Origin of the sequence: Marinobacter sp. OP 3.4 (assembly GCF_036224885.1) — a bacterium.
GTDB lineage: Bacteria > Pseudomonadota > Gammaproteobacteria > Pseudomonadales > Oleiphilaceae > Marinobacter.
On record NZ_JAVVLT010000093.1, the window covers coordinates 1 to 24,384 of the forward strand.

21 protein-coding genes are annotated in these 24,384 nt (G+C 58.2%); 17 read left to right on the forward strand and 4 right to left on the reverse strand.

Annotated elements, in window-relative coordinates; all coding sequences use genetic code 11:
- Positions 1–104 precede the first annotated feature (104 nt).
- Positions 105–1,019: a LysR substrate-binding domain-containing protein gene (locus RO069_RS14760; protein WP_328188517.1), complete on the reverse strand. Its 915-nt coding sequence runs from the start codon at positions 1,017–1,019 to the stop codon at positions 105–107.
- 274 nt (positions 1,020–1,293) lie between these two features.
- On the opposite strand from RO069_RS14760, the gene RO069_RS14765 reads away from it, so the two are divergent.
- Complete coding sequence (locus RO069_RS14765; RefSeq protein WP_328188519.1) at positions 1,294–2,280, forward strand: glutathione S-transferase family protein; 987 nt, start codon at positions 1,294–1,296, stop codon at positions 2,278–2,280.
- A 441-nt stretch (positions 2,281–2,721) separates the two neighbouring features.
- On the opposite strand, the gene ispB is transcribed toward RO069_RS14765, so the two are convergent.
- The gene (gene ispB, locus RO069_RS14770) at positions 2,722–3,690 is read right to left on the reverse strand and encodes an octaprenyl diphosphate synthase (RefSeq protein WP_328188521.1); all 969 of its coding nucleotides are present in this window, start codon (positions 3,688–3,690) and stop codon (positions 2,722–2,724) included.
- Between the two features lie 500 nt (positions 3,691–4,190).
- Between ispB and rplU the strand changes: the two genes are divergently transcribed.
- The 4 genes from rplU (at position 4,191) to proB (ending at position 7,306) form a co-directional block, all read left to right on the forward strand.
- Positions 4,191–4,502: a 50S ribosomal protein L21 gene (rplU, locus tag RO069_RS14775; RefSeq protein ID WP_328188522.1), complete on the forward strand. Its 312-nt coding sequence runs from the start codon at positions 4,191–4,193 to the stop codon at positions 4,500–4,502.
- 36 nt (positions 4,503–4,538) lie between these two features.
- Positions 4,539–4,799, forward strand: a complete 261-nt coding sequence (gene rpmA / locus RO069_RS14780; protein WP_328188524.1) for a 50S ribosomal protein L27 — start codon at positions 4,539–4,541, stop codon at positions 4,797–4,799.
- Positions 4,800–4,949: 150 nt separating this feature from the next.
- The gene (gene cgtA, locus RO069_RS14785) at positions 4,950–6,140 is read left to right on the forward strand and encodes an Obg family GTPase CgtA (RefSeq protein WP_328188525.1); all 1,191 of its coding nucleotides are present in this window, start codon (positions 4,950–4,952) and stop codon (positions 6,138–6,140) included.
- A gap of 41 nt (positions 6,141–6,181) precedes the next feature.
- Positions 6,182–7,306 carry a glutamate 5-kinase gene (gene proB / locus RO069_RS14790; protein ID WP_328188526.1) on the forward strand — a complete coding sequence of 375 codons (1,125 nt, stop codon included), beginning with the start codon at positions 6,182–6,184 and terminating at the stop codon, positions 7,304–7,306.
- Between the two features lie 79 nt (positions 7,307–7,385).
- Here proB and rpsT read toward each other — a convergent pair whose 3' ends face one another.
- A complete protein-coding gene (rpsT, locus tag RO069_RS14795) occupies positions 7,386–7,652 on the reverse strand; it encodes a 30S ribosomal protein S20 (RefSeq protein WP_328188528.1) in 267 nt (88 codons plus the stop codon).
- Between the two features lie 238 nt (positions 7,653–7,890).
- Between rpsT and murJ the strand changes: the two genes are divergently transcribed.
- From murJ to RO069_RS14855, 12 genes are all read left to right on the forward strand, one after another.
- Complete coding sequence (murJ, locus tag RO069_RS14800; protein ID WP_328188530.1) at positions 7,891–9,468, forward strand: murein biosynthesis integral membrane protein MurJ; 1,578 nt, start codon at positions 7,891–7,893, stop codon at positions 9,466–9,468.
- A gap of 74 nt (positions 9,469–9,542) precedes the next feature.
- The gene (gene ribF, locus RO069_RS14805; protein WP_328188532.1) at positions 9,543–10,514 is read left to right on the forward strand and encodes a bifunctional riboflavin kinase/FAD synthetase; all 972 of its coding nucleotides are present in this window, start codon (positions 9,543–9,545) and stop codon (positions 10,512–10,514) included.
- Positions 10,515–10,524: 10 nt separating this feature from the next.
- Positions 10,525–13,344 (forward strand): isoleucine--tRNA ligase, encoded by a 2,820-nt coding sequence (gene ileS / locus RO069_RS14810; protein WP_328188534.1) that lies wholly within the window; start codon positions 10,525–10,527, stop codon positions 13,342–13,344.
- 17 nt (positions 13,345–13,361) lie between these two features.
- Complete coding sequence (gene lspA / locus RO069_RS14815; RefSeq protein WP_328188535.1) at positions 13,362–13,880, forward strand: signal peptidase II; 519 nt, start codon at positions 13,362–13,364, stop codon at positions 13,878–13,880.
- Between the two features lie 5 nt (positions 13,881–13,885).
- Entirely contained in the window at positions 13,886–14,338 is a 453-nt protein-coding gene (gene fkpB, locus RO069_RS14820; RefSeq protein WP_328188537.1) for an FKBP-type peptidyl-prolyl cis-trans isomerase, read from the forward strand.
- 181 nt (positions 14,339–14,519) lie between these two features.
- Complete coding sequence (gene ispH, locus RO069_RS14825; RefSeq protein WP_328188539.1) at positions 14,520–15,473, forward strand: 4-hydroxy-3-methylbut-2-enyl diphosphate reductase; 954 nt, start codon at positions 14,520–14,522, stop codon at positions 15,471–15,473.
- 151 nt (positions 15,474–15,624) lie between these two features.
- Positions 15,625–16,158 carry a GspH/FimT family pseudopilin gene (locus tag RO069_RS14830; protein WP_328188571.1) on the forward strand — a complete coding sequence of 178 codons (534 nt, stop codon included), beginning with the start codon at positions 15,625–15,627 and terminating at the stop codon, positions 16,156–16,158.
- Positions 16,155–16,673: a type IV pilus modification protein PilV gene (pilV, locus tag RO069_RS14835; protein WP_328188541.1), complete on the forward strand. Its 519-nt coding sequence runs from the start codon at positions 16,155–16,157 to the stop codon at positions 16,671–16,673. The genes RO069_RS14830 and pilV overlap by 4 nt, the downstream gene beginning before the upstream one ends.
- Positions 16,673–17,467 (forward strand): PilW family protein, encoded by a 795-nt coding sequence (locus tag RO069_RS14840; protein ID WP_328188543.1) that lies wholly within the window; start codon positions 16,673–16,675, stop codon positions 17,465–17,467. The genes pilV and RO069_RS14840 overlap by 1 nt, the downstream gene beginning before the upstream one ends.
- A gap of 6 nt (positions 17,468–17,473) precedes the next feature.
- Positions 17,474–18,043 carry a pilus assembly PilX family protein gene (locus RO069_RS14845; RefSeq protein ID WP_328188544.1) on the forward strand — a complete coding sequence of 190 codons (570 nt, stop codon included), beginning with the start codon at positions 17,474–17,476 and terminating at the stop codon, positions 18,041–18,043.
- Positions 18,044–18,078: 35 nt separating this feature from the next.
- The gene (locus RO069_RS14850; RefSeq protein ID WP_328188546.1) at positions 18,079–23,244 is read left to right on the forward strand and encodes a PilC/PilY family type IV pilus protein; all 5,166 of its coding nucleotides are present in this window, start codon (positions 18,079–18,081) and stop codon (positions 23,242–23,244) included.
- Entirely contained in the window at positions 23,244–23,705 is a 462-nt protein-coding gene (locus RO069_RS14855) for a type IV pilin protein (RefSeq protein ID WP_328188547.1), read from the forward strand. The genes RO069_RS14850 and RO069_RS14855 overlap by 1 nt, the downstream gene beginning before the upstream one ends.
- On the opposite strand, the gene RO069_RS14860 is transcribed toward RO069_RS14855, so the two are convergent.
- Complete coding sequence (locus tag RO069_RS14860) at positions 23,612–24,271, reverse strand: GspH/FimT family pseudopilin (RefSeq protein ID WP_328188548.1); 660 nt, start codon at positions 24,269–24,271, stop codon at positions 23,612–23,614. The genes RO069_RS14855 and RO069_RS14860 overlap by 94 nt on opposite strands.
- Positions 24,272–24,384 lie beyond the last annotated feature (113 nt).

Below are 24,384 nucleotides of genomic sequence, written 5' to 3' on the forward strand. Positions count from 1 at the left end.
CCAGCCCTTGATGTGGAACCACCACACCGGCGGACTGGCGCCTTGGCCAGAAGCCCCAGCGTCACGCAGTAGGTTAACGAATTACCCAGACGGGACACTAGGGCCTATTCGATATCCAGCCAGTCCCGATAGAGCTCGGGCTGGCTGAGCCGCTCCCAGAACCATGTTGAGGCCTTGCCCTGCTCCTCGTTGCGGCGGGCAATATGCACCGGTATCGGTTCTCTGGCAGCGTCCACCGTTTTCTCCACCAGTGTTTCCTCCGCCAGTTGCCGGCGAATCCGGTACCGGGGAAGCCAGCCCACCCCAAGCCCCGCTTCCTGCAGGGCAATCTTCTGGTCCACATTGGTCACGGTGATGGTCTGCTGGCGCCTGAAGATGCCGGCGCTTCCGGGGGGCAGGGAGCGAGAGCTGTCCGCCGCCACCGCCGCCGGGTAATGGGCGATCTGGTCTTCTGTCAGTGGTGAGTCGGCGTTCGCCAACGGGTGATCGGCTGCCACCGCAAACACCCAGGGAATCCGACCGAGGCTGCGGGTGGCAAAGGCTCCGGCGGGGCGGCTCATCTGGTCGGCACCGATGGCCAGGTCCACCCGTCGGCTTTGCAGGGCGTCCCAGGTCCCCGTGAAGACCTCCTCCACCAGTTGCACCTCCACCGGAATGCCCAGCCCATAGAACTCCCGGATGACCGGGAAGGTGACCTCGGCGGGCAACAACGAATTGAAGCCGATCCTGAGTCGGGTTTCCCAACCCTGGGCCACCTGGCGGGTGGTATGGGCCAGGGCTTCGGTGGCTTCCAGCAGGGACCGGCCCTCATTGAGCAGGTATCGCCCTGCTGGCGTCAGGGTGGCGCGATGGCCGCTACGGTCAAAAATTTCCACGTCCAGGTCCTCTTCCAGCTTCTGGACGGTGTAACTGATGGCCGAAGGCACCCGGAAAAGTTCACTGGCGGCCCCGGCAAAGCTGCCCTTGCGGTCAATGGCATCAAGCACTTTCAGGGCGTCAATGGTAATGGCTGTATGCATGTTCGAATAATCTGAAGGTGATGGCCAGAATTGATTGCTTGGAGGGTAGCAGGGTGGTGGCTAAGCTGTCTGCCATTGATTAGTGACTTTTCTGCCACTGAATCCACGGAACAACACGGAAAAATAAAAAAAGCATAAAGGTTTTTTGCTACGGACGCTCACGGACATAGGAATAACATTTCTGGGTTTTTGTTCGTGAGTGTCCGTGGCTAACAGTATCTTTTAATCTTTGTTCCGTGTTCTTCCGTGGCTAACACCGCAAGGGGACAACGAAATGGGATTGCTGGTAGATGGCAAATGGCACGACCAATGGTATGACACCGACAAGACGGGCGGTAAATTTGAACGGGAGGCAGCCCGCTTCCGTAACTGGGTGACGGCGGATGGTTCCCCGGGGCCGGCAGGTAAAGGCGGATTTCCGGCGGAATCCGGTCGTTATCATCTGTACGTGTCCATGGCCTGCCCCTGGGCCCATCGAACCCTGATCTTTCGCAAGCTGAAGGGGTTGGAGTCGCATATCTCGGTATCCGTCGTACACCCGGACATGGTGGAAAACGGCTGGGAATTCCGGCCTGACGATGGGCGTCACCGGGATCACGTCAATAACGCCCGCTTCCTGCATGAGGTCTATACGAGGGCCGCCCCGGACTACAGCGGTCGCGTCACGGTGCCGACCCTGTGGGACCGGCAGGAGGAAACCATTGTCAGCAATGAGTCCGCGGATATCATCCGCATGCTCAATTCAGCGTTCGATGGGCTGGACGGTGTGCGGCATGATCTGGATTTCTATCCAGAGCCGCTGCGTGACGAGATCGAGCAGGTGAATGAGCGGGTCTATCACACGGTCAATAACGGTGTTTACAAGGCGGGCTTCGCAACGGCGCAGGACAAGTACGAGGAGGCCTATAACGCCCTCTTCGAGTCCCTGGACTGGCTTGAGGAGCGCCTGACGGCCCAGCGGTACCTGGTGGGTGACCAACTGACCGAGGCGGACTGGCGTCTGTTCACGACGCTGATCCGGTTCGATGCGGTATATTTCAGTCACTTCAAGTGCAATCGCCAGCGTATCGGGGATTATCCGGCGCTGTCGGGGTATGTGAAGGATCTCTATCAGGTTGCCGGTGTTTCGGGCACTGTCGACATTGAGCAGATCAAGCGGCATTACTATGTCAGCCAGCGGACCATCAATCCTACCCAGATCGTGCCGGTGGGGCCGGAGCTGGATTTCGATGAGCCCCATGGGCGTTCTTTGTTGGGTTAAGGGGTAAGTAGCCTTTGTGCTTTGGGGAAGGACTGTGGGGAGGGGGTGCTTTCTCCGCTGCAATTCACGGTCCTTCCATGGACCGACCTTGCACCGCGCTCAGCCCGGCCAACCATCATAGATGGTCGGCGTTCGTCTGCGCATGGAGCTTCGCTCCATAACCGCTTGCCTCACCCCTGGCGCTGCTACGAAAACACCTCCACCCCACAGTCCTCCGGGTTGGGTGCAATGCCGACTGGAGTTTCTCGGAGTTCTTGTCGTGGGCCGACCTTCGGTTGGTTGGTAGGGCGTATTGCAGCCAAATTTCGACGGCCATGGGGGGAGGGGGCTTTCGTAGCAGCGCCAGGGATGGCGCGGTAGCAAGGTCGGCATAGGGACTGCCGTGAATTGCGGCGGAGAACGCCCCCTCCCCCCATGGCCTGCCCGCTAATCAAGAATTAACTAGCTAACCCGCTCAACAGCCAATTCGGTCAGCAGATTCAGCGCCTGGGTGTGAGGGGTGTCAGGGAGCTTTTCGGCGCATTTCAGGGCCAGTTGTGCCTGTTCCCGCGCCTTTGCCATGGTGTACTCCAAGGCACCGGATTCCTTGACGATCTCAAGGATTCTAGGCAAGTCATCCAGACCACCCTTACGGATCGCGTTACGGATCAGTTGCCTGTCCTCCTCGCTGCTATTGGCCATGGCTTGGATCAGCGGCAGGGTGGGTTTGCCTTCCGCCAGGTCATCCCCCACGTTCTTGCCCATGGCATCGGCATTGCCGGTGTAGTCCAGGGCATCGTCCACCAGCTGGAAAGCCAGACCCAGGTGTTTGCCGTAATCCCTGAGGGACTTCTCCTGTTGCTCGTTGGCACCGGCCAACAGGGCGCCGGTATGGGACGCGGCCTCGAACAGCATGGCGGTCTTGTTGTGGATGACCTCCATGTACTTGTCCTCGTTCACGTCCGGGTTCTTCACATTCATTAGCTGAAGCACCTCGCCCTCGGCGATGACCGCCGTGGCGTGGGATAGAATCTCCATAATCGGCAGGCTTTTCAGCTCCACCATCATCTCGAAAGCCCGGGCATAGAGGAAATCCCCTACCAGTACGCTGGGCGCATTTCCCCAGCGGGCATTGGCAGTGCTGCGGCCCCGTCGCATGTCCGACGTGTCCACTACATCGTCATGCAGCAGGGTGGCGGTATGCAGGAACTCGATCACCGCAGCGAGTTTCAGATGCTCATCCCGGTCGTAGCCGACGGCCCGGCTGGAGAGTAAAACCAGTAATGGTCTCAGGCGTTTACCGCCGCTTTCGATAATGTACTGGGCAATCTTTTCCACCAGGGGGACATCGGAGGAAAGCCGCTTGATGATCAGATCGTTGACGCGGGCAAAGTCGTCCGCGACGGTGTCGTGTATACGCTGGGCAGTCATGCGGCTGTCCGGTCCCCTGAAAGTGATTTGTCTGGTAAAACAGGCAGGTCGCGGCAATGCTAGGTATTGCCGACATCAGTGTCAACTTGGCGCGGGAGGCTCTGTATAACTCTGAATCGCCTCTGCGCGTCCTGGAGCCTGTAGATGCAAGGCACGGGGCGTAGCCAATGGCCGTAGCCCTTGGCAAGGCCCGTAACGCAGCAGATGCAGGCTCCAGGACGCGCCCTCCGGGGCCTACAGGGATGGCCCTGCTCGGCGTTGCGACGTATTGAAAGGCAACCAGCCTTCCTGCAACGTCGCGCCTTGATCAGAACCATCCCTGTAGGCCAGAGGTGATCCGGAGTTATACAGAGCCTCCCTTGTAAAGGGTGACAGCTTTTCGTACAATCACGCGCCCTAACTCATCCCAACCTGCGCTCCCTGCTATAGGGTTGCCAGAGCGCTTCCCTTAGAACCAGGTGGATAAGAGCAGGGATGGGTCAATCGCGGAGAAGGTACACATGTACGCAGTTATTGTTAGCGGTGGCAAACAGCACCGCGTTCAGGAAGGCGAAACACTGAAGCTGGAAAAGCTGGAAGTGGAAACCGGCGGCAACGTTGAGTTTGATCGTGTTCTGCTGGTTGGCAACGGCGACGACATCAAGGTTGGTGCCCCGGTTGTGGATGGCGCCAAGGTGACCGCCGAGGTGGTCAGCCACGGTCGTCACGACAAGGTCCAGATCATCAAGTTCCGTCGTCGTAAGCACCACATGAAGCGTCAGGGCCACCGTCAGTGGTTCACTGAAGTCAAGATCACGGGTATCAAGGGCTGAGGTCCTTGACGTACCCCCTGAAAGAGGAGGCTGGTAATGGCTCATAAAAAGGCAGCAGGTAGTACCCGTAACGGTCGCGATTCCGAGTCGAAACGACTTGGTGTGAAGCGCTTCGGTGGTGAAGCCGTTTCTGCAGGCAGCATCATTGTTCGTCAGCGCGGCACTCGTTTCCACGCAGGCGCCAACGTTGGCCTGGGCAAGGACCACACCCTGTTCGCAACGGCGGACGGTCAGGTGAAGTTCGAGACCAAGGGCCCCGAGGGTCGCAAGTTTGTAAGCATCGTTCCGGCGGCGTAAGTCGCGGTGATGCCCGGCTCTGATATCATTTGATAACAGGGCCGGCAAAAACCCCGCAAAGCTTTGAGGTTTTCTGCCCGGCTAACGGCCGGCAGGAGCCAGAGCCTGCGGGGTTTTTTCGTTTATGCGCAGGGCGCAATAGGTTGAACCATGAAATTTGTAGACGAAGCCACCATTATCGTTGAAGCCGGCAAGGGCGGTCATGGCTGCCTCAGTTTCCGGCGGGAGAAGTATGTGCCCAAGGGCGGCCCCGATGGTGGCGACGGCGGCGATGGCGGCTCGGTATACCTGGTGGCCGATGAATCCCTGAACACGCTGATCGACTACCGCTTCCAGCGCAAGCACAAGGCCCAGAACGGTCAGCCGGGTTCCGGTCGTAACTGTACCGGCATCAAGGGCGATGAGCTCGAGCTGCCGGTTCCGGTGGGGACCACCGTGGTGGATATGGACACCCATGAGGTGCTGGGCGACCTGACCCGCGCCGGTCAGCGGCTGAAAGTGGCCCAGGGTGGGTTTCACGGGTTGGGCAACACCCGCTTCAAGTCGTCGGTCAACCGGGCGCCCCGCCAGACCACCAAGGGCTCCGAGGGGGAGGTCCGCAACCTGCGCCTTGAGCTGAAAGTGCTGGCGGATGTGGGGCTGCTGGGGATGCCCAACGCTGGTAAGTCCACCTTTATCCGCTCGGTGTCGGCGGCCAAGCCGAAGGTGGCCAATTATCCGTTCACCACGCTGGTGCCCAACCTTGGTGTGGTCAAGGTGCAGGCGCACCAGAGCTTTGTGATTGCCGATATCCCTGGCCTGATTGAAGGTGCGGCTGAAGGCGCCGGCCTGGGTATCCGCTTCCTGAAGCATCTGGTGCGGACCCGTCTGCTGCTGCACCTGGTGGATGTGGCGCCCTACGACGGCTCCTCTCCCGCACAGGCGGTGGAGGCCATCGAGCATGAGCTGGAGAAATTCAGTGAGACCCTCGCCAACCGTGACCGCTGGCTGGTGCTGAACAAGGTCGACATGGTGGCGGAAGAGGAGCGTGACGCCCACTGCCAGGCCATTGTCGACGAGCTTGGTTGGCAGGGGCCGGTATTCCGTATCTCGGCCATCAGCGGAGAAGGTACGAAGGAGCTGACCCAGGCGGTCATGCGCTGGATCGAGGAGCGTGCCCGGGAAGAGGCGGACAACCCCGATCTGGCCGAGGAAGAGGCCGAGCGCCGCCGGCAGATGGATGAGGAGGCGCGTGCCCGCATCCAGCAGGAGAAGGCTGCCCGGCGGGCCGCCCGAGACGACGATGATGACGATTTCGACGATGATGATTACGACGTCGAGGTGGTCTACGCCCCGGAATAATCCGGCCCTGGCTGGGCCCGAGCAGGAATGACCCCGTAACCATGAGTGAACGTGTGCAGGTGCGCCGTGCCCGGCGCCTGGTGATCAAGATTGGCAGCGCCCTCCTGACCAACGATGGCCGGGGGCTGGATGTGCTTGCCCTGGCCCAGTGGGTGGATCAGGTCGCGGAGCTGATCCGCGAGGGCGTCGAGGTGGTGGTGGTATCCTCCGGCTCGGTGGCCGAAGGCATGACCCGGCTGGGCTGGAAGCAGCGCCCCGAGCACCTGCACGAATTGCAGGCCGCCGCCGCCGTGGGCCAGATGGGCCTGGTGCAGACCTGGGAAGCCCAGTTCCGCCGCCATGACCGCCATGCCGCCCAGATCCTGCTGACCCACGATGACCTGTCCGACCGCAAACGCTACCTGAATGCCCGCAGTACGCTCCGAACCCTGCTGGATTTCGGGGTCATTCCCATCGTCAACGAGAATGACACCGTGGTCACCGATGAAATCCGTTTCGGCGACAACGATACCCTGGGTGCCCTGGTGGCAAATCTCATCGAGGCGGATGGGCTGATCATCCTGACGGACCAGGACGGCCTGTTCGACCGGGATCCCCGTAAGTACGAGGATGCCCAGCTGGTGACCGAGCGACTTGCCGGTGACCCGGAGCTGGATGTGATGGCTGGCGGTGGCGCCGGCGCCCTCGGGCGTGGCGGCATGCTGACCAAGCTGAGGGCGGCCCGGTTGGCGGCCCGGTCCGGAGCCTTCACTGTCATTGTCGGTGGTCGTCTGGAAGGGGCGATCAGCCGACTGCGGGCCGGGGAGGAAGTGGGCACCCTGTTGTTGCCGGAGCAGGGGCGCATCGCGGCGCGGAAACAGTGGCTGGCCAGCCATCTGCAGACCAGGGGACGGGTCACCATCGACGCGGGCGCCGTAAAAGTGCTTTGTAGTGGTGGTCGAAGCCTGTTACCCGTTGGGGTGAAGGGGGTCGCCGGCCAGTTCCGTCGGGGCGAGATGGTGTCCTGTGTGGATGAAGAGGGGCGGGAAGTGGCCCGGGGGCTGATAAACTACGATTCCGACGAAGCCAGGGCCATTGCCGGGCGTTCCAGTGACCGTATTGCCGAGGTGCTGGGCTACGTGTCCGATGAGGAACTGATCCACCGGGATAACCTGGTACTGGTGTGACCGGTTGCCGGGCGCTGAAATCCGGGTAATAAAAAACCCCGCTCTTGAGCGGGGTTTTTTGTGTCGCCAGGCGGCTGGATCAGGCTTTCAGGGCCTTGATCTTGGCGCTCAGGCGGCTCTTGTGACGGGCCACCTTGTTCTTGGCGAAGATGCCCTTGTTGACCATGCTGTCCATGATCGGCTGGGCTTCCTGGAGGGCCTTCTGGGCTTCCTCGTAGTTGCCGGCGTCGATCTTGGTCTGAACTTTCTTCATGTAGGTGCGCGCCATGGAACGCAGGCTGGCATTGTGCTTGCGGTTCTTCTCGTTCTGACGTGCGCGCTTCTTGGCTTGCGGGGTATTTGCCACCGTGTAACTCCTGAAAAATCTGAGTGAAAATCTGGATTCGCTGGGAGCGGTGCCTTGCTGGCGTCGCCCCGACAATCGTAGCCGCGCCCACTGCATTTGACGCGTCAAAATAAATGACGCGGAATCATGCCTCCACAGGCCGTCAATGTCAAGTGCGGGACCGGCCCCTGTCCGGTTTCACGGCGCCTCGAAAGCCTGTGGTAAACTCCCGCGACACTTGCCACAGGAAGCGGTCTGAATGAGTCAGTCGGAAACCCCGGAAGCCCCCAATCCACCCTCAAGAGCACCCGGCCTGTTGCGTTCCTCCGGTGTGGTGGGCGTGATGACCATGCTGTCCCGGGTCCTGGGTCTGGTGCGGGATATGGTCATTGCCCGGTATTTCGGGGCTGGTGCCAGTGCCGACGCCTTCTTCGTGGCGTTCAAGATCCCCAACTTCCTGCGTCGCCTGTTTGCCGAAGGGGCCTTCAACCAGGCGTTTATACCGGTACTGTCTGCCTACCTCACGAATGGCAGCGTCAGCGAGGTCCGGGGGCTGATCAATGCCGTGGCCGGGGGTCTCGGGCTGATATTGCTGGCGGTCACCCTGGTGGCGATGCTGGGGGCGCCGGTGCTGACTGGTCTGTTCGCCCCCGGTTTCCTGGATGATGGGGTCAAGTTCGCCCTGGCCAGCGATATGTTGCGGATTACCTTCCCGTATCTGTTGCTGATCTCCCTGACCGCCTTTGCCGGTGCCATCCTCAACAGTTATGACCGGTTTGCGGTGCCGGCCTTCACCCCGGTGCTGCTCAACCTGGCCATGATCGGCGCCGCCATCTTCCTGTCGCCGTTAATGCAGGAGCCGGTGATGGCGCTGGCCTGGGGGGTGCTCATCGCCGGCGCCCTGCAGCTTTTCTTCCAGTTGCCGTTCCTGATGCGGCTGGGACTGATGCCGCGCCCCCGGGTGGATTACCGGCACGAGGGTGTCATTCGCATCCTCAAACTGATGGCACCGGCGCTGTTCGGGGTCTCGGTCAGTCAGATCAACCTGTTGCTGGATACGGTGCTGGCGTCGTTCCTGCAGACCGGCAGCGTATCCTGGCTCTATTATTCCGACCGCCTGTCGGAGCTGCCCCTGGGGGTATTCGGTATTGCCATCGGCACGGTGATCCTGCCCAATCTATCCCGCAAGCACGCCGCGCAGTCGAAGGAGGATTTCGCGGCCACGGTTGACTGGGCGGTGCGGGCGGTGCTGCTGATTGGCGTACCGGCAGCACTGGCGTTGGTGCTGCTGGCGGAACCGTTGATCGCGACCCTGTTCCACTACGGTGCAGTGACGGACCTCGATGTGGTCATGTCGGCCCAGAGCCTGCGGGCCTATTCGCTGGGCCTGCTGGCGTTCATGCTGATCAAGGTGCTGGCCCCCGGGTTCTTCGCCCGGGAGGACACCAAAACGCCGGTAAAGATCGGCGTGATCGCCATGGTGGCCAATATGGTCTTCAATCTGGCGCTGGTGTTTCCTCTGGCCCACGCCGGCCTGGCCCTGGCAACGTCACTGTCGGCCTGGTTGAATGCCATGCTGCTGTGGCGTGGACTGGCGCGGGAGGGTGCCTGGCGGCCGCAGCCCGGGGCCGTTCGGTTCCTGCTCCAGTTGCTGGTGGCCAACGTCGTGCTGGCCGTGGTTATCCTGGTTCTGAGCCAGCCAGTGCCATCGTGGCTGGCGGCCAGCGGGGTGGACCGTACCCTGGATATGGCGATACTGGTGGCGGCGGGTGCCGGGGCTTACTTTGTGGCCCTGGGCCTGGTGGGCATGAGGGTAAGACATTTCCGCCGTCGATAGGTTATAATCGCGCGTTTTCTCACCAGTGACCCGAGGGTTGCTGGCAAGCTTGCAACAGAGGGTTCGCAGTACGCATGCGTCTGATTCGGGGGCTGACCAACCTCAAGCTGCTGTCCCGCCGGGAGGATTCGGTCCTGTCGCAGGGCTGTGTCGCTACCGTGGGTAACTTCGATGGCGTTCACCTGGGGCATCAGACCATCCTGGAGCAGGTGAAGGAAAAGGCTGACCAACTGGGCGTGCCGTCCGTGGTCATGGTGTTCGAGCCGCAGCCCCGGGAATTCTTCCAGGGGGACGAGGCGCCGCCCCGATTGACGGGGTTCCGCCAGAAATTCGAAACCCTGCTGGCCAGTGGTGTGGACATCGTGCTCTGCCTGAAATTTGATGAAACCTTCCGCAGCTACTCCGCCATGGGCTTTATCGACGATGTGCTGATCGACGGGCTGAAAGTGCGCCACCTGGTGGTGGGGGATGACTTCCGCTTCGGCTGCGACCGGGCCGGCGATTTCCGCCTGTTGCAGCAGGTGGGGGAAAAGGCCGGGTACTCCGTTGAAAACACCCGTACCGTGACGGTTGAAGGCGACCGGGTCAGCAGCACCCGCATTCGCCATGCGCTACAGGATAACCAGCTGGAACTGGCCGGGCAGCTTCTGGGCCGCCCTTACACCATTACCGGCAGGGTGGTCTACGGCCGTCAGCTTGGGCGAACCATTGGGGCGCCGACCGCGAATATCCTGCTGGGGCGCATGGCGCCGTTGCAGGGCGTGTATGTGGTGGCGGTGACCCTGCCGGATGGCCGTCAGCTGGACGGGGTGGCCAACATTGGTCTGCGGCCCACGGTTGATGGTCGCCAGCCCTCGCTGGAAGTGCACATATTCGACTTTGCTGGCACACTTTATGGCCAGCGTATTGATGTCTCGTTCCGCCATCCGCTGCGGGACGAGATCAAGTTTGATTCCATTGACGAACTGAAAGACCAGATCGCCCGGGACCTCAAGGATGCCCGGGCGTGGATCGCCGACCACGGCACGGTCGCCAACCAACACTGACCGAGAGACTATGAGCGACTACAAGCACACGTTGAATCTGCCTGAAACCGCCTTCCCCATGCGCGGTAACCTGGCGAAGCGCGAGCCTGAGATGCTGAAGCGCTGGCAGGAGATGGACGTCTACGGCAACCTGCGCAAGCAGCGTGAGGGCCGCGACAAGTTCATCCTTCACGATGGCCCTCCCTATGCCAACGGCAGCATTCACATTGGTCACGCGGTCAACAAGATCCTCAAGGACATGATCGTCAAGTCCCACAGCTTCAAGGGGTACGATGCCCCCTATGTACCGGGCTGGGACTGCCATGGCCTGCCCATCGAGCACAAGGTGGAGCAGGAAATCGGCAAGGCCGGCGTCAAGGTGGACTACAAGACTTTCCGCCAGGCCTGCCGCGACTATGCCGCCAAACAGATTGAAGGCCAGAAGGCCGATTTCATCCGCCTGGGTGTGATGGGCGAGTGGGACAAGCCCTACCTGACCATGGATCCCAAGGTGGAAGCCGGCATCGTCCGCGCCCTGGGCAAGATGGTGGCCAAGGGCCATCTGGTACGGGGCTACAAGCCGGTCTACTGGAGTGTGGTCGGTCAGTCCGCCCTGGCGGAAGCCGAGGTGGAATACCAGGACAAGACCTCGACCCAGATCGACGTGCGGTTTACCGCCGTGGATCAGGGCAAGGCACTGTCGGCCTTTGGTGCGAACCAGGGTGAGGGCGATGTGTCCGTGGTGATCTGGACCACCACCCCCTGGACCATCCCCGCCAACCAGGCCGTCTCGCTGCACGGTGAGCTGGACTATGCCCTGGTACAGACCGATGTGGGCCATGGCCGCGAGCGGTTGATCCTGGCGGCGGACATGGTGGAAGGCATCATGAGCCGGTGGGGTGTCGAGCAGTACGAGCTACTGGCAAAGTGCCAGGGGGCGGCCCTGGAACACCTGCAACTGCAACATCCGTTCTATGACAAGCAGGTGCCGGTGGTGCTGGGTGACCATGTGTCCCTCGACGCCGGTACCGGCGCCGTCCATACCGCGCCGGATCATGGTATGGAAGACTTTGAGGTGGGCAAGGAATACGGCATTGACACCCTGAACCTGGTCCAGGCCGATGGCACCTATACCCAGGCCGCCGGGGAATTTGCCGGCATCCATGTCTACAAGGCGGACGAACCCATTTGCGCCGCCCTGGAGCGGGAAGGCAAGCTGGTACGTTCCGAGAAATTCCAGCACAGCTATCCCCACTGCTGGCGAACCAAGACCCCGCTGATCTACCGGGCTACTCCCCAGTGGTTCATCAGCATGGACAAGGAACACCTGCGCGCGGATGCCCTGGAGGCCATCAAGGGCGTGCGCTGGGTGCCGGCCTGGGGCCAGAACCGCATTGAGGCCATGTTCCAGCAGAGCCCGGACTGGTGTATCTCCCGCCAGCGCACCTGGGGTGTGCCCATCACCCTGTTTATCCACAAGGAAACCCAGGAGCTGCACCCGGACACCCAGGCGCTGATTGAAAAGGTCGCCCAACGGATTGAGAAGGACAGCATCGACGCCTGGTACGAGATCGACACGGCGGAGCTGCTGGGGGCCGATGCCGACCAGTACGAGAAGGTCCTGGACACCCTTGACGTGTGGTTCGATTCCGGGGTGACCCACGAGGCTGTCCTGCGTCCGCGTCCGGAGCTGGGGCAGTTCCCGGCGGACATGTACCTGGAAGGCTCCGACCAGCACCGTGGCTGGTTCCAGTCCTCCCTGAAGACGTCCATCGCCATGAATGGCGTGGCACCGTACCGCCAGGTGCTGACCCACGGTTTCACCGTGGACGGCAAGGGCCGCAAGATGTCCAAGTCCCTGGGCAACGTCATCGCGCCCCAGGAGGTCATGAACGAGCTGGGCGCCGACATCCTGCGCCTGTGGGTGGCGGCTACCGACTACTCCGGTGAGATGACGGTGTCCAAGGACATCCTCAAGCAGACGGCGGATGGCTACCGCCGTATCCGCAACACCGCCCGCTTCCTGCTGAGCAACCTGACCGGTTTTGACCCGGAACAGCACATGGTGGCTCCGGACGACATGATCGCCCTGGACCGCTGGATGGTGGATCGGGCCTTGAGGCTCCAGGAGGAACTGGACGAGGACTATGGCAACTACGCCTTCCTGCGCATCTACCAGAAGGTCTACAACTTCTGCGAGGCGACCCTGGGCGGCTTCTACCTGGATATCATCAAGGACCGGCAGTACACCACCCAGGCAGACAGCCTGGCGCGGCGTTCCTGCCAGACGGCCCTGTTCCATGTGGCCGAAGCCCTGGTGCGGTGGATTGCTCCGATTCTCAGCTTTACCGCCGATGAGATCTGGCAGCACCTGCCGGGCAAGCGGGGCGACACTGTCTACTACGAGACCTGGTACAACGGCCTGACCGCGCTGCCGGAGAACGACGAGCTGGGCCGTGACTACTGGCGCGAGATCTACAGTATCAAGGAAGCGGTCAACAAGTGCCTGGAAGAGGCCCGGGGCCGTGGCGAGATCAAGGGCTCCCTGAGTGCCGAGGTCACGCTCTACTGTGAAGGTGAGCTGGCCAGCAAGCTGGAGCACCTGGGTGAGGAGCTGCGGTTCGTGCTGATCACGTCGGAGGCCACCGTCCGGCCCGTATCGGAAGCCGAAGGTGCCGAACAGACCGGCTATGAGGGACTGCTGGTGAAAGTGACACCGGCCAGCCACACCAAGTGTGAGCGTTGCTGGCACCACCGTGCTGACGTGGGTCAGAACGAGCAGTACAGCGACCTCTGCGGCCGCTGTGTGACCAACGTGGAAGGCCCGGGCGAGACCCGTTCCTTCGCCTGACCGGGGAAGCGACATCGATGGATGCTGCCATGACCGATGAGCAGACCGGCACCAAACTGAAATGGCTGTGGCTGGCGGTGGCGGTCATTGCCCTGGACCTGGGCACCAAGGCGCTGGCCACGGCCTTGCTGACCTACGGTGACCCGGTGCCGGTTGCCCCGTTGTTTAACCTGACACTGCTCCACAATACCGGGGCAGCGTTCAGCTTCCTGGCGGACGCGGCGGGCTGGCAACGCTGGTTCTTCGTGGCCCTGGCGGTGGTGGTGAGCAGCGTGCTGGTGTATTGGCTCAAGGGGCTGAAGCGTGATGAAACCTGGACGGCCGTGGCCATTGCATTGATCCTCGGCGGCGCCATCGGCAATGTCTATGACCGCGTGGTCCACGGCTATGTGGTCGATTTCCTGCATTTTTACTGGCAGGACTGGCACTTCCCGGCGTTCAACCTGGCCGACACCGCCATTACCATCGGTGCCGGCATGATGATTCTCGATATTTTCCGCAAGCCTTCCGGGAAGGCCGCGGATGGGAGTGAGTGATACCCATGAAAGATCTGCCCATTGACCAGGGAACCCGGGTGACCCTTCATTTCGCCCTCAAGTTCACCGACGGCGAAGTGATTGATTCAACCTTCGATAAAGACCCGGCCTCGCTGGAAATTGGCGATGAGAACCTGCCGGAGAATTTCGAAGCCTATCTTATGGGCCTCAAGGCTGGCGACAAGCAGACCTTTGAAGTGCCGCCCGAGAAGGCCTTTGGTCAACATAACCCGAGCAATGTCCAGACCTTCAAACGCCATGAGTTCAGTGCCGATATGGTGCTGGAGCCGGGTGTGATGATCTCCTTTGCTGACGCCCGTCAGAGCGAGCTGCCTGGTGTGGTCAGTCGCGTTGAAGGCGATCAGGTGGATGTGGACTTCAACCATCCGCTTGCGGGGCGTACACTGATGTTTGAAGTGGAAATCATCGACGTCGAGCCAGTTGCTACCGCTCACTAGTTCAGTCGGCGGATTTGCAACAGGTTATGAGGATTCGATGTGGGGTGATGCTCTCCGGGACCTTCAAAAACATGGACGTTTTTGAAGAGCCTCCATGGACGGATTCACGGCGTGTCCCGGAGAGCATCACCCCGCAGCGAAGCCGGACTCCCAGTCAGCAGGCCCAAGTATTCAAGGTACTATGCAAATCAGACTAGCCAATCCCCGCGGCTTCTGCGCCGGGGTGGACCGCGCCATCGAAATCGTCAACCGGGCCCTGGAGGTCTTCGGCGCCCCCATCTACGTGCGCCACGAAGTGGTCCACAACAAGTACGTGGTGGACGACCTGCGCAATCGCGGTGCCATCTTCGTGGATGAGCTGGACGAAGTGCCTGACGATACCCTGGTGATCTTCAGCGCCCACGGCGTCTCCCAGGCCGTCCAGAACGAGGCCGCCAACCGGGGCCTGAAAGTGTTTGACGCCACCTGCCCGCTGGTCACCAAGGTCCACCTGGAAGTCATGCGCTACAGTCGCGATGGCCGCGAATGCATCCTGATCGGACACCATGGCCACCCGGAAGTGGAGGGCACCATGGGGCAGTACGATCACAGTAATGGCGGTGATATCTACCTGGTGGAAGACGAGAAGGATGTGGCCAACCTTGAGGTAAAGGATCCCGAGCGGCTGTCCTACGTCACCCAGACCACCCTCTCCATGGACGACACTGCCCGTGTCATCGACGCCCTGCGGGAGAAATTCCCCCAGATCGAAGGCCCCCGCAAGGACGACATCTGCTACGCCACCCAGAACCGCCAGGACGCCGTCAAACAACTGGCCAGCGACTGCGACCTGATGCTGGTGGTGGGCTCCCCCAACAGCTCCAACTCCAACCGCCTGCGGGAACTGGCGGAGAGGATGGGAACCCCGGCCTACCTGATTGACGAGGCCGGCCAGATCGACCCGCAGTGGCTGGAAGGCCGCAAGGTCGTCGGCGTGACTGCCGGCGCTTCCGCGCCGGAAGTGCTGGTGAATGATGTGATCAAGCGGTTGCAGGAGCTGGGTGGTACGGCTCCCGAGGAAATCGCCGGTCGCGAGGAAAACATCGTCTTCTCCATGCCGAAAGAGCTTCGGATCGACGCGGTTGAGATCACCTGATTCTTGCTGCATGTGATCGGTTTCGCACTCGATTGAAACTATCCGCCAGTTATCGGTACATAAATGCCGCTTGTCGGTCCACGCTCGCTCAGCGAGCTGTTCTTTGATTACTCTAACATCACAGTAATATTCTCAATGAGCCGTATCTGTGATGCAGAAGAGTTCAGGTTTTACACTAATAGAATTGATGGTGGCCCTTTTCGTACTGGTGATTATGGTCACCATCGCCATTCCTTCCTTTCAGAGCGTCATCTCAGGCAGTCAGCTTGAAGAGTCCCGCGACTCCCTTCGATCTGCAATCCGTTACGCCAAAAGCGAAGCGATTGCGCTCAATCGCATTGTGTCTGTATGCCCATCCAGTGACGGAGCCAGCTGTGGCGACAAATCCAACTGGCCCGACGGATGGCTTGTGGTAACAGATAGTAATCAGACGGGCTCAGTTTCAATCGATGACGTACTCCGCGTGTTTGAAGGCCCCGATTCGGGCGACGTTACGGTGACAGACGACGGGAGTCTCAACTATATACGCTTCCGGCCTGACGGTTTGGCGGAAAACCTGTCGGGTAGCAGTCGGTTGTTTGGGTTCTGCGACCCCGACGATAATACTGCCCCAAAATCCTTGGTCGTCGCTACCACAACCGGAGCGGTGTCTACTGGCACAGAAGCGCAGGCGGATTGCCCATGAACACGATGAAACGATCATTAAGAAAACAGGGGGGCGTCTCGTTGATTGAGGTGCTCGTAGCGGTCCTGGTGCTGGCAGTAGGTCTTTTGGGCGTTGCTGGCCTACAGTCTGCCAGTCTGAAGAAGTCCACTGACGTCTACTTCAGTCAGCAGGCAATGACCTATTCGCAGGACCTGATCAATCGCATTATGGCCAACAGGGATGCCGCGTCAACCGGTGATTATGCCGACGACCCTCCCACTTCTGAGCCCGGCAAAAATTGTAGCTCGTCCACCTGTACTTCCGCTGAGATGGCGGACTGGGATCTATGGCAGTGGAATCAGGACCTGACCACAGGTTTTGGCGCGCCGCCTTCTGCGTCAGCAACGGTCAACTGGGCCAATGCTACTGGTGAATATACGATCGCCATTACCTGGGATGCAGAGGGACTGGGGGCGGACTACGAGGCGCCCACATGTACGGCTGATGACAACAACTCGCGTGGATGTTTCTTCGCGGCGTATCGGGTGATGTGATGAGTATGATTGCCAATCAGAGAGGCCTTTCTCTCGTCGAATTGATGGTCGCGATGCTTCTGGGATTGATACTAATCTTTGGCGTTTCGCAGATCACAATCAGTAGCAAACAAACCTATACGGTGGTCAATTCGCAGTCTCAGACACAGGAAAATGCACGGGTAGTTAAGCATTTTCTGGGCCGAGGGCTAAGGCATGCGGGTTATTGGGACGACGCGACAACGCCTATGCTGCTCCCTGAGGCAGGTGGTTTTGAGGAAAACCAGATCCTGATGGCGTCGAACAACGACAGCACCGACTCTGCGGTCCTCAATGGTACGGATTCGATCACAGTTCGATTCAACGGTTCCGTGGATTCGCAGCTCAGAAGTTGTTTGGGGGCGGTGCCCACTGAAAGTCAGATCGTTGTCGACAGGTACTACGTTGCACCGGCAGGAGCGACTGACTTGGTTCCTCGTCTGATGTGTGAATCCCAGCTTCAGGATCTATCTGGAACGGTAATATCCACTAATACGCAACCGCTCATCGTCGGTATCGAGAATCTTCAGATTGAGTTTGGTATCGCTGGTGCTGGCAGCATTACTGAGTATGTCGGAGCGGGGGGTGTAACGGACTGGCGTGAAGTTCGATCCGTTCGGTATGCCCTTTTGACGACTTCCAATCAGGACGCCACCGGGGACGAAAATACCCGAACGTATCAACTGTTGGATGGAGAATCCCAGGCTGCATCTGGCGATGGCAGGATGCGCCAAGTGCAGCGGGATACCATCTTCCTGAGAAATTACAGGGGTTAGCAGGCCATGAAGCTAGCAGAACGCAAAAACGGATTAATAGGTGCTGGTGCGGGAAGCAACCAAAAGGGTGCGGTGTTGATCGTTAGTATGGTCATGCTTTTGTTGTTGACCATTATCGGTATGAGCGCCGTGGAGCTGACCAATATGGATACCAGGATAGCGTCCAATACCAAGGACAGGGCACTCGCATTCGATGCGGCTGAAACGGCGTTGAATATGTCCGGTCAGGTGCTGGCACCGTCGGAGCCACTTCCTGATTCGTCAACCCCCGGCTTTCTGACGAGCACAATGACAGACAACTGGTGGCATAGCGAAGCGGAGACCTGGTGGGACACTAATGCAACTGCCGTCGCGAATTATGACGGTGTGGCTAGTGGACTGGCCTATGTCATTGAGCAGCCCACGGAGATCAGGACCAATGGTGCAGGGCAGCAAGTCGCTGATGTGACTCTGGGTGAGCCCAAGCCCGTCACAAGATTCTATCGAACAACGGCGCGCGGTGAGGGGCCGGGTGGAACGGAAGTCTTCGTTCAATCGGTCTATGCCCGCAAGGTTTACCTGAATACCGCCGAGTAATAACCAGTGCCGAAAGGGGCACGGAGGAACCATCCATGATTTTCAGTAGACGCTTTACTTTCTTTGCCGGGATGCTGTTGACACTGTGCGCATCCGGCTACTCGACAGCGGCACCGTTGAATATTGCCAATAAACCACTGTTTCTGGGGTCTACAGCCCCCCCCCTCCTGATGTTGACGGTGGGGAAAGATCACAAGCTCTACTACGAGGCTTATAACGACGCATCGGACCTCAATAATGATGGTGTTCTCGATGTGGGATATTCTCCCGATATCGACTACTTCGGTTATTTCAACAGTTATGCGTGCTATGACTACGATTCCGGTGCCGGGCGTTTTGTGCCCAAAAGCGTAAAAACTGAAGCAGAGAAAAGTGCCAAAACGAAAACCTGTAATGCGGGTGGTGGGTCAAGTTCCGAATACGAGGGAGAGTGGAGTGGTGACTTCCTCAACTACGTGACCATGGCTCGCATTGATGCATTGAGAAAGGTCTTCTATGGCGGTAACCGCTCTACCGACACGGCATCCCTCACTGTACTTGAGCGCACCCATATTCCTCAGGACGCCCACACATGGGCCAAAGAATACCGTGGTTATGAGGAGGACGGTTTTTATATTGATGAATATACTCCGCTTAATCAACCCTCCGTGGACAAAGGTCATCTGTTTGGAAACGTCTCCTTTGGGGTAGGAGATGATCCCCTTCTGCGTGTCCTGCCAAACACTGTATTTCGGCCTTGGGAATGGGCTTCCATCGAGCGGCCTGTGCTCGGCAACGAGTGTAATGATGGCGTTGGTGGGGATCGAGTGGACTGCGAAACGACGTCTGGGTCTGACAACTGGCGGGTAGCCGGGAGCCCGTTCTTCAGCGATTTGCGACTTAATTACTATGAGGTCGATGGCGCGGTTAACGCCCCCGAGAGTGCGGATGAATTCGATGATATGGTCGAAGAGCATGCTGAGCCAGGCAACCGTATTGGCTCAGAAAGTACGCTGACGAAGGTTGAGGGAGGGGTTCTCGATCAGAACTACTTCCTATCTGTCGTTACGGGACAACTAACAGTTCCGGAAACGGATACCTACACATTTTATGTTGATGGTGATGATGCGGTTGAGTTCGTTGTAAAGGAAGGTGGCGTGCCGATTGAGCGTATAGGGTATTACGGTGCCCACAGTGCGTGCGGCGATGAGAATTGTGATGATGATCAAACGGGCAGCTTTATACTGGAGAGTGGCAAAACGTACGACATAGAGTTTCGCCATTATGAACAGTCGGGCGGCCAGAGTTTCGTTCTTCACAGAGAAGTTACCTCCGAGGACTCATCCTTTACGGAATACGCCGTGAGAGTGGAAGTTTGTAAAGAGTCAGGTCTACTCGAGGAGAACTGTTCCGTATACACAGACGATGACGAAAATGTCAGCTACAAACCGACAGGATTGCTTCATGATTATGGCGAGAACGAGAGTATCCTCTTTGGTTTGCTTACCGGGTCCTATGAAAGCAACCTGGATGGCGGTGTATTACGTAAAAACATCGGTTCCTTCCAGGATGAAGTGAACAGTGACGATGGCACTTTCACTGATGTGAACGGGATTGTTGCAACATTAAGTAAACTCAGAACGGTTAACTTTAATACAGGCGACTATGTGTACGGCTGTGGATGGATTACTGGTGGCCCCATCGAAAATGGTGAATGTGATATGTGGGGTAACCCGATGGCGGAGATGATGTATGAGACTGTCCGCTACTTCGCGGGGAAGGGAAGCCCCACTCCAGCTTTTGATATTGCTGATTCCGGGAATAATGATGCAAGTTTGGGCCTTCCCAACCCTGACTGGGAAGACCCCTATGATCCTGACTCTGGTCAGCCATACTGCGCAATGCCATATATGATGGCCGTTTCTGATGTGAACGTCAGTTATGATTCCGACAAGGTGCCTGGTTCCTCGTTTTCTGACTTTTCTGGTGACGTTGACGGGCTGAATGTTACGACGCTTTCAAATACTATTACTGACAACGAGTCAGGAGTGACAGGCTTGCACTATATCGGTCAGAGTGGTGTCGGCGATGATGCTGATTCTGACAATGCTCCGACTGCCAAAAACGTGCAGAGTCTGGCTACTATTCGTGGACTTGCTCCTGAAGAGCCCACTAAAATGGGTAGCTACTACTCGGCAGCTATCTCATACTATGGTTGGTTAACGGATTTGTTCCCCAATAAAGGATCGGATAGTGATCCAACCAATATTAACACCTTCGCTGTAGCTCTTGCTTCTCCTCTGCCTCGGATCAACATTCCTTTGGCAACTGGTGGCTCCATCTCATTGGTGCCTTTTGCCAAGTCACCTGGTGGTTCCGGTATCTCGAGCGATCCAGATGCATTCCAGCCAACCAATACGATTGTTGATTTCTACGTTGAAAATCTGACGGCGACAAAAGGTAGCTTCCTGATTAATTTCGAGGACGTGGAACAGGGGGCGGACCATGACATGGATGCCATTGCACGTTACCAGTACGAGCTAAATGACGATGGAACGGTCACTATCACGGTGGATTCTTTATATGCTGAGGGTGGTATTGATCAGCACATGGGATATGTAGTTTCAGGTACGTCTAAAGATGGAATCTATCTCGTCGTTCGTGATCGCGAAGGCGGGGCACCCTTGTACCACCTGGATACCCCCCCAGGTGTCGATCCGGGAGACGACAGGGGCAGCGAAGAATTGCCTTTGACCAGTGAACGCACCTTTACTCCGAGCGGGACAACCGCCGCCACCTTGCTAAAGGACCCGCTTTATTATGCAGCAAAGTGGGGCGGTTTCATTGACAAGAACGACAACGACATCCCGGACCTGAAGGAGGAATGGGATGCCAAGAACAACATTACCCAGGCCACCGGCGGAGACGATGTACCTGACAACTACTTCCAGGTTACCAACGCCCTTGGCCTGAAGGATCAGCTTAGCAATGCGTTTAGTGCGATCCTGGCCCGTGAGGCGTCTTCATCCACAGTAACGGTGAATTCGGGCGCCCTGAATACGGACACCCTGTTGTTTCAGGCGATTTTCAATGCTGAGGACTGGTCTGGAGACGTCGTCGCCTTGCCGGTAACCGAGGACGGTGTCGGAACCGCAGTCTGGACGGCGGCCGACAGGCTCGACAGTCAGCTATCCGGGGACAATTCCCACAATACCAGCCGGGAGATTATTACCTACAACTCGGACGATGTGGGCGTACCTTTCCGGTGGCCGGAGAATCCGGAAACGCTTACCGAAGACGATATTTCCTTTGCCCAGGTAGAGTCACTGAGAGATGGACGGACAGAGAATGCTGATGCCTACGCGGAAGCACTACTTAACTACATCCGGGGCGACCAGAGCCAGGAGGGGGCAGATTCCACCTGGCAGTTCCGTGAGCGTGAAGAACTCCTGGGTGACATTGTGAACTCGGATCCGCTTTTCGTCCCTCAGCCAGGCTTCTTCTATCCGGACAACTGGGGAGATGGCGAGCCGGAGAGCACTGTCGCTTACTCTGATTTCCGTAAGAACTTCAAAGATCGTGAGCCGGTGCTTTACTTTGGTGCCAATGATGGCCTCTTTCATGCCATTAACGCTTACAAAGATAATAATGATGAAGATGCCGGTCCGATCCGCAATGATGGCGGTGAGGAAATACTGAGTTACTTGCCGTCAGTAATTGGAGGAGAGCTTCCTAAACTGGCAAACCCGAACTATACCCATCGCTACTATGTGGATGGGCCAGCGACGTATGGCGATGTGTTCTTCGGTGGAAAATGGCATACGGCCCTTGTTGGTACGGCAGGGCGTGGTGGCCAGGGGCTTTTTGCTCTCGATGTTACCGATCCCAAGGGTATCAAGCCTGCTTTAGGCTATCCGGAGTTCAATGAGTCCGATGCAGGAGACCTCGTCCTGTGGGAGTTCGACGACTCGGATGATGCAGATCTGGGTTATGTGTTCGGCAAGCCGGTTATTGTCCGCATGAACAATGGCAAATGGGCTGCCGTGTTCAGCAACGGCTACAACAACACTGTAAGTGACGGTTCCGTGAGCACGACAGGTAATGCGGTTCTGTATATTGTTGATATCGAAACTGGCGATCTGATCAAGAAGCTGGATACCGGTGCTGGGTTGGAGGACGATCCTGCTGGCAACTCACGTCCCAATGGTCTGGCTGAACCCGCCGTAGCCGATATTGATGGCGACTATGTCGCCGATACCATCTACGCGGGTGACTTGTTCGGCAATATGTGGAAATTCGATGTGTCCGGATCTGATGTAGATTCCTGGGGCGTGGCGTTCGGTACAGATGATGCCCCTGAACCACTCTTTGTTGCCAGGGATGCGGGCGGAAACCGATTGCCCATTACTTCCCGTCCCGCCATCGGTTCACACCCCAACCCTGTGGTGGCACCAGGAGAAGTGCTGGTGTACTTCGGTACCGGTAAGTACTTTGAGTCAAACGATAACGACCCGACCGGACAGAATACCCAGTCGTTCTTCGCCATTTGGGATGATGGTTCCAATGGTGCTACAAGAAGCGATCTGCTCCAGCAAAGTATTCTGGACGAAGCCACTAGTGGGGGATACGACTATCGTTTGATTTCTGAGAACGATATTCGATGGGTTGATGACGAAGAAGAGGGACTGACAGCCCATCGGGGGTGGTTCCTGGACCTGATCAATATCGAAGATGGCAATACTGACAATCAGGGTGAGAGGGTGATCTACGAGCCTGTCATCCGTAATGATCGTATCATCTTCACGACTTTGATACCGAGCATGGACCAATGTTCTGCTGGTGGCTCAGGCTGGCTCATGGAGCTGAGCGCGATCAATGGTGGTCGCCTGGAAGATTCGCCCTTCGATACAAACGGAGACGATAAATTCAATGACGACGACTTGGTCGACTTCGGCGATGATGAAGGCAACGAAGGCGGTGATGACGAAGGTGGCGATGATGGGGACAACGAAAAGGCGCCAGGCGGCACTCGTCCCAGTGAGGAAGGCGGTGAAGGCTCGGGTATTCCCACACCTCCGGCCATCATCGATGATCCGGATTGTCCCAATGGGCAGTGCAGTGAGAAGAAATATCTTGGCACATCCAAAGCCAAGGTGGAGTCCATTGACGAGTCATCTGGTCCTGCCTCCCAGGGCCGTCAGAACTGGCGTGAGGTTAACTGATGAAGCAGGCAAGCAATAGTCGTTATCAAGCCCGGGTGAAGCAGGCAGGCTTCACCTTGATCGAGCTGATGATCGCCGTTGCCATCATCGGTATTCTGGCTGCGATCGCATATCCGTCTTACATGGACCATGTGCGATCCAGCAGAAGGGCGGATGTCCAGGCTGATCTGGCCCAGCTTTCCCAGGAGATGGAGCAAGCCTACGCTCGGAATTACTCCTATGAAAACCTGGCTGCTGGAGGCAGTGATACCGGGGCACCCGGCCCAGACGTCGCGTTGAGTGACACTAGCGATGCTTACACGATTACTATCAGCGCAGCAGGTGAGTCGACATTCACGTTGCAGGCAGCGCCTGTCGCTGGTCACGATCAGACGAACGATAGATGCGGAACCCTGACGCTAACCGGCGCCGGGGTTAAATCCGCGACCAAGGGTGGTTCAACGGTCACCGGCTGCTGGTAGCGGGCATCGCAAATGACCGGCGTGCCGGGAGATCGTTCCGGCACGCCATCTTTGTTGTAGTCCCGGGATGCCCGAATCCTGCCGGCAAATGAAACAATAACGGCAAATCGGTTTTCCCGGATGTCGGGATGACAGAAAGATACCGAACCCGGTGCCCCATTAGAGACGCCAATGGTATTCCACTGGAAATAGCTGCGGCTTGCGGTCCGATAGTTATGAGCCCAGTTGGCTGGCTCGAACTGCAGTACGCGTAGAACTCGATCCTGCTCGTCCCTCACCCCATCACCATCCCGATCGATAAAGACCGCCAGAGAGTCTCCCCAAGGCAGTTCACAGGCCCCCTCCGGGGTCAGGGAGCATAGGCTCACTAGCGTTTTATGTTCAATGGCCGAGGATCGGGCGAAACCCATGAGGGATATCAGGTCGTTGCGGGCCGAATCCGTACGGGTGCCTTCAAGCAGGTGGCTTGCTGAAGGAATGGCGATGGTCAACAGGATGGTCATGACGGCCATCGCCACGACCAGTTCCACGAGTGTTAATCCGACTTGGTTGGTTTCCAGTTCCATTGAAAATCCCTTTGGCAGATAGGTTCTGGCAAAGGGCTGTATTCTGGAAAGGAGAATGGCTCGCTTGAAGCGGATACCTCTCCAACTATTGTAAGCGATTACTGACCTTTTTC